Annotated in this window: 7 protein-coding genes and 1 riboswitch; of the genes, 5 read left to right on the top strand and 2 right to left on the bottom strand. The window is 46.7% G+C overall.

The window, feature by feature from the left end; genetic code table 11:
- The first annotated feature begins 222 nt into the window (after nt 1-222).
- Nucleotides 223-675 (top strand): hypothetical protein, encoded by a 453-nt coding sequence (locus AC4BAP_RS18600; protein ID WP_490584186.1) that lies wholly within the window; start codon nt 223-225, stop codon nt 673-675.
- A 56-nt stretch (nt 676-731) separates the two neighbouring features.
- Nucleotides 732-1,259 carry a dihydrofolate reductase family protein gene (locus AC4BAP_RS18595; protein WP_490584185.1) on the top strand — a complete coding sequence of 176 codons (528 nt, stop codon included), beginning with the start codon at nt 732-734 and terminating at the stop codon, nt 1,257-1,259.
- On the opposite strand, the gene AC4BAP_RS18590 is transcribed toward AC4BAP_RS18595, so the two are convergent.
- Entirely contained in the window at nt 1,260-1,859 is a 600-nt protein-coding gene (locus AC4BAP_RS18590; RefSeq protein WP_490584184.1) for a DNA-3-methyladenine glycosylase, read from the bottom strand. It lies immediately after the preceding gene.
- A gap of 123 nt (nt 1,860-1,982) precedes the next feature.
- Nucleotides 1,983-2,186: riboswitch (cobalamin riboswitch) on the top strand.
- Between the two features lie 105 nt (nt 2,187-2,291).
- Here AC4BAP_RS18590 and AC4BAP_RS18585 point away from each other — a divergent pair.
- Complete coding sequence (locus AC4BAP_RS18585; protein ID WP_490584183.1) at nt 2,292-4,211, top strand: TonB-dependent receptor plug domain-containing protein; 1,920 nt, start codon at nt 2,292-2,294, stop codon at nt 4,209-4,211.
- Between the two features lie 18 nt (nt 4,212-4,229).
- On the top strand, nt 4,230-5,312 hold the full coding sequence (locus AC4BAP_RS18580) for a DUF5074 domain-containing protein (protein ID WP_490584182.1): 1,083 nt from the start codon (nt 4,230-4,232) through the stop codon (nt 5,310-5,312).
- Between the two features lie 69 nt (nt 5,313-5,381).
- Here the strand turns inward: AC4BAP_RS18580 and AC4BAP_RS18575 are convergent, their stop codons facing one another.
- A complete protein-coding gene (locus AC4BAP_RS18575) occupies nt 5,382-5,723 on the bottom strand; it encodes a hypothetical protein (protein ID WP_490584181.1) in 342 nt (113 codons plus the stop codon).
- A gap of 121 nt (nt 5,724-5,844) precedes the next feature.
- Here AC4BAP_RS18575 and AC4BAP_RS18570 point away from each other — a divergent pair, with 121 nt between their 5' ends.
- On the top strand, nt 5,845-6,012 hold the full coding sequence (locus AC4BAP_RS18570) for a hypothetical protein (protein WP_490584180.1): 168 nt from the start codon (nt 5,845-5,847) through the stop codon (nt 6,010-6,012).
- Nucleotides 6,013-6,063 lie beyond the last annotated feature (51 nt).

The following is a 6,063-nucleotide window of genomic DNA, read 5'->3' as shown; positions in this document are numbered from 1 at the left end:
ACAGGAAAGCGGTGCAGGAACACTCCCACGCCGCTTTACCGCATCCGATTGGCACTGGCCAACCTCTTCGACGAACTTAGCTATTACTCTAGGTTAAAAAGTTCGGGATGATTCATGTTTAAAAGCGCTGGCTATTATACTTGCTGGTGAGAACACGCAGCAAGGGCAGGCAGTATTACTATAAGCAGGCTCAGTATGATACAGGTTAGGCTCAATAGAATTATGAGAAAAATAAGATTAGTTAATAGACTCAAGCATTATTTAAAAAGCATAGGCTATTATACTTCAGGAGTTGTGACTACACTTGTGATTGGCTATTACAATATGTCAATAAATATAGGGTTTGGTCTTTTGGCTGTGTTTTTAGTATGGGGATTTCTCTTTTACAGATTTCACCTAAGTATCGGGACTGCGCTAATTCAAACTAATTTTAAAAAAAGAGTTTTATTAATTCTCCCGATAATTGTTTTATCCTCCATTCTGTTAACTCTGAAAATCTACACAAATGAATTTAATACATTCGGTGGGCACCCTCTGTTTTCAGAATCAAAAAGAATAGCCAACTACTTTCTTTACAGTACATGGACAACAGTCGTGATTTGGGAATTTTATTACATTATTTTGTTAAGGATCAAAAGAATGAAGAATAAAACCTTATCCAAGCTTACAATTTAGCTCCGCATATTTATCATTTAAACCCTCTCCTAACTATAACAATCCCTACATAAACTATGACCAGAAAACTCACCTTATACATTGCAACCAGCCTGGATGGCTATATCGCCAAATCTGATGATGATATTTCGTGGCTTCCTATGGTAGAAGCCGAGGGTGAAGACTACGGATACTATGATTTTATAGCAACTGTAGATACGGTTATACTTGGCAGGCGAACTTACGACAAGGTGTTAAGTATGGACGTAGGGATTCCGCATGCAGACAAGGAGTGTTATGTAATTACGCACACGCCACGGCCACCAGAAGGTAACATAACCTTTTACACTGGCAACCTGAAGGAACTGGTGACTGGTTTGAAGGCGAAAGAAGGCGGTACTATCTTCTGCGATGGCGGAGCGCAGGTAATTGCCGAATTGCTAAAAGATAAGCTGGTCGATGAGTTTATCATCTCTATCATACCTATACTTTTGGGTGATGGCATACGCCTGTTCAAAGAAGGCCTGCCGGAGCAGCAGCTGGAGCTTGTATCGTCAAAAGGTTTTAAATCGGGATTGGTACAGCTGCATTATAAACATAAATAGCTACTTTTTCCGGCTTACCCATTTATTGCCTTTAACCCAGAACCTCCAGGGCAGCAGGGCATCCTCCCCGGCGTAGTCAATGCCAATGCGAGGGCCGGTGGCTATACTTTGCTCTGGCAGAACTATACTTTTATCTTCCAGCCAGATGGTGTTGCCGGTCAGGTCGGTGCCGTAATGTTTTCTGTTGATGCCAAGGGCTATACTTGTTACCCCGGGTCCGGCAGTAAGATTGGGTTTTATACTTGCAAAGCCACGCCGCAGCAGCATTTCCTCTATCCCGGTTTCCGGTTCTATGGCACGTATCAGCACAGCATCGGCTTTGTCCTGTTCGTTGGTAATGATGTTGAATAGGTTATACATGCCGTATACCAGGTAAACATACGCCACGCCTCCCTCGCTGTACATGATCTCGGTTCGCCGGGTGCGGCGATTTAGGTGGGCATGGCAGGCTTTGTCGTTTTCGCCGGCATAGGCTTCCGTCTCCACGATCATTCCACCCGTTACAATACCATCCATGCAAGTATAAACGTACTTCCCAAGCAGGTCCTTGGCAATTTGCACCACATCAGGCCGGGTATAGAATTCTTTTGGCAGCTTCAAGTTTCGTTATTCGTTGTTGGTTGTTGGTTATTCGAGTATGGGTTTACGTTTATCGCCTTCATGAAAGTTCAACCATTTAGCAATTTAACCTTCAACAATTCCTCATTATTAAATCTTAATTCGTAATTTCGCACCCAGATTGGTGGCTGTAAGACTTTCGTTTTACGGCCTTAAAAGGGAAGCAGGTGTGAGTCCTGCGCTGTTCCCGCAACTGTCATCTTCATTAAAAAGGCTTAGTCCAACACCACAAGCCACTGTGTTGCCTGCAACATGGGAAGGCGGACTAAGGAAGAGAGCCAGGAGACCTGCCAGTCCGACACACGATTTGTCGTATGCTTTCGGGTAAAAAGCTGCACGGCCACCGCAATACCTGCGTTTGCTGTTTCTGCATTTTTACCTGCCAGCGTGCTTCGGGACTAAAGCAAAAACGTTTTGGCAAAATTATCTTTCTTAAAAGTATGGCTTTGGGGCAGTTTAGTGCTGGTTGCCCACAGTGTGCAGGCGCAAAAGCCGGATAGCACCTGGCACCAGCTGCGCACCGTGGAGGTATTTGGCAAACCAACTGAAGTATATGCAGCCGGCAGCCGTGTCGCGCACTTAGACAGCAGCTACCTTAGCAATTATACCTCTGCTTCGCTTGCACAGGCTTTGCAGGCCCGGACACCCATTTATCTTAAATCCTATGGCGTAAGCGGCATTGCCACGGTATCTTTCAGGGGCACCAACGCCTCCCAAACCGCTGTACTCTGGAACGGACTCAACATCTCCTCTCCCACGCTGGGGCAAACAGATTTCTCCACCCTGCCCATAAGCGGCATCGGTGATATGGCTTTACAACATGGGGCAGCAGGCGCTACTTATGGCAACGGTGCTATAGGCTGTGCGGTACTTCTTAACTCACCAAAGTATAACACCAAGGGCTTCGCCGCTGATGTACAGGCCGAAGCAGGTAGTTTTGGCCGCTACTTTGCCAACGGAAGTATAAACTACGGCTCCGGTAAAATACAGGCAGGCTCCAGCATATTTTACAGAGAGGCCGCCAATAACTTTAAGTATAAAGACATTACCCGGTATGGCGCACCGGAGGTGAGGCAGCAACATGCGGCGGCAGAGCAGTTCGGCCTTACCCAGGACCTAAGCTGGCAAGCCGGGCAAAAAACCATACTTGCCTTACACGGCTGGTACACCACTGCCGACAGGCAAGTACAACCTGCCATGGGCTCGTCGGCAAACAATGCCCGGCAGCAAGACGATAACCTGCGCCTGATGGCCACCCTTGATCACGAAAGTAATTGGGGACAAACTGAGTTAAAGGCCGCCTACTTTACAGACTACCTGCACTATACCAACAATACTGTAAATTCTTTAGCTGATGTAAGCACTTACCAGTTGCAGGCAGAACAGGCTTATACTTACGACAACAAATGGAGTCTGCGTGGCGGTGTAAACCTGCAGCGTTTTAGGGCTGAGAGCAGTGGTTATGCCGGCCAGAAAACCGAAAACAGAGCTGCAGGCTTTGCCCTACTCCGTTACGACCCAACTACCAACCTTAAGCTTAGCCTGAACCTGCGCCAGGCCTTCGTGGAGGGTTACAATCCAAAACCAACGCCGGCCCTCGGCATCGACTGGAAATTTTATAACCACAACCAAAACCAACTCTCCCTGAAAGGCAATGTGGCGGGCAGTTACCGTGTGCCTACCTTAAACGACCGCTTCTGGGTAGGGGCCGGAAACCCGGAGCTAAAACCTGAGCAGGGCTGGAGCTATGAAACCGGATTGCGCCATCTGCTTGTACTTGGCAACACCTTTTTACTGGAGACTGAACTCACTGCTTACCACATGCTGGTAAACGACTGGATACAATGGTACCCGGATGCGAGTGGCCGCTGGAGACCTGTAAACCTGTTCAAGGTCAGATCTGAGGGTGTGGAGGCCAGCACAAAAGCTACGGCTACGTTGGGCCGATTTAAACTGAATGCTACAGCAGGTTATACTTATACTTCGTCGGAGCAGATGGAGGTGTACGAAGGCAACGGCGACAAAGGCAAGCAACTAATGTATGTGCCCAGGCACAAAGCCATACTTAACACAGAGGCCATTTACAATGGCTGGAGCCTGCTTGGCAACCTGAACTACACAGGCCTGCGCTACACCACCAATTCCGAGTCTGCTTTTATAGACGAGTTTATACTTCTGGACCTGGCCTTGAGCAAACGTGTGAAGCTCCAAAACAACACGCTTATACTTGGCCTCCGTGCCGATAACATAACCAACACCGTGTACCAGACAATGGCTTTCCATGCCATGCCGCCGCGCGGCTATACTATTAGTTTACGCTTTATCATACCTTAATTATACTACCATCCTAAAATGAAAAAAATCAGCTTTTTCCGCAGCCTCCTTACGGCTGCTGTGCTTACTATTTCTGCACTGGGCTTTACCAGTTGCGGCGATGACGACAACGGACCGTCAGGGGCTTATGCATCCGAAGGGGTGTTTGTTGTAAATGAGGGCAATTTTGGTACGCCAACCGGTTCTGTATCTTATTACCACAAAGGCTCTAAGCAAGTACAACACGGCATATTTAGTAAAGAGAATGCCAACAGACCACTTGGCGATGTGTTGCAAAATATGACAATTTATGATAGTCGCGCCTATCTGGTAGCCAACAACAGTAATAAGATCGAGATCGTGAACGCAAACACGTTTAAGTCTGAAGGTGTGATAGAAGGCCTAAAATATCCACGTTACTTTGCGGCTTTAAATAATAGCAAAGGCTACGCAACGGAGTGGGTAAATTTTGGCCAGGGCCGCGTGGCTGTAATAGACCTTGCTACCAGAACGGTTGTGAAAACAATTGCTGTTGGTGTATTGCCGGAGCAATTGCTTATCGCCAATGGCAAACTGTATGTAGTAAACAGTGGCGGCAACAGCATTGATGTCATCAACACGGCTACTGACGCCATCGAGAAATCCATTACTGTCCCAGACTCTCCGAAAGAGTTAATAACGGACAAGAACAATAATATTTGGGTAATTACAGGTGGCAAAATAGCATACAACCCCGACTGGTCTGTAGACTATACTAAAACTACTGCAGGCACTCTGAGCCTGATAAACACCGGCACGCAGGCAGTACAAACCACATTCACGTTCCCAAGTAACCAAAGCCGCCCGAGCAACCTTGCCATCAGTCCGGGTAAAGACATGCTATACTTTAACTACAGTGGCAAAACGTATGCGCATAACATAAATGCAACAAGCCTAAGTACCACAGCACTAATAAACAGAAGCTTTTACGGACTGGATGTAGACCCTAGAACAGGCCAGATCTATGGTGGTGATGCCAATGGCTTTACCGGCGACGGAACAGTTTACATCTACAACCCCGATGGCACGCAGGCAGGGTCTTTTGCAGCAGGTATTGCCCCTAATGGCTTTGTCTTTAATTAGTTTTGATTCCTGTTTACAAACAAACGGCCTGCAGCGTAACTGCAGGCCGTTTTGCATTTCTTTTGATTCCTATTTTTTGTAATCATCCCGTTTTACCCCGGTGCCTTTGCCATCGTAAGCACCATCGCCAATTACTTTAGCCTTATTGTCATCATGATTATCGTGGTCGGCATGGTCATAATGGTCTTCAGCACTTACAGTATCTCGGTAAGGTGCCATCGGGTCATCATTGTCGGCCTCTATCAAGGAGCCTTCGTCAATTATCTTGCTTCGCTCTGTATTGGTGTCTCCGGGTTCTGTACCCTTATTACAGGCGCTTAGCCCGGCCATAGTAAAAAGGCCAAAGGCAGCAGCCCACACCAGGGTTTTTATATCGTTTATCTTCATGGTCAGTGTTTGTTTATGGTTCATATTGCCAGAAATTTTTACTGTTTGGCAGCTTTTAATTGTACGTTTCAGGCAAGTATAGAGTTAAAATCCGGACTAACGTGCCGTTTTAGCGTACCTCTTTTTACAACTAACCACTGAAAAAATGAAAGCGAAAAAACACAACAAACCACCCCTGAAGGAGACAACTAAAGACGACTCTTCAGATGTAGAGCGTGTGCAGCAAGACAAAGCAGCCCCTCCTCCGCAACCCGCCAATCCGGATAAAAACCAGGCCAGCGAAGCAGAGGAAGCACAAAAAGGCCACTCATGAAGTATAAATTCAAAGTATAAACCTATACCTTTGTGCTGTACTTTAAGCTTT

The organism is Pontibacter sp. GD7 (genome assembly GCF_058216375.1).
Note: the sequence above shows the minus strand (reverse complement) of the source record. Positions and strands in the feature narration are given on the sequence as shown.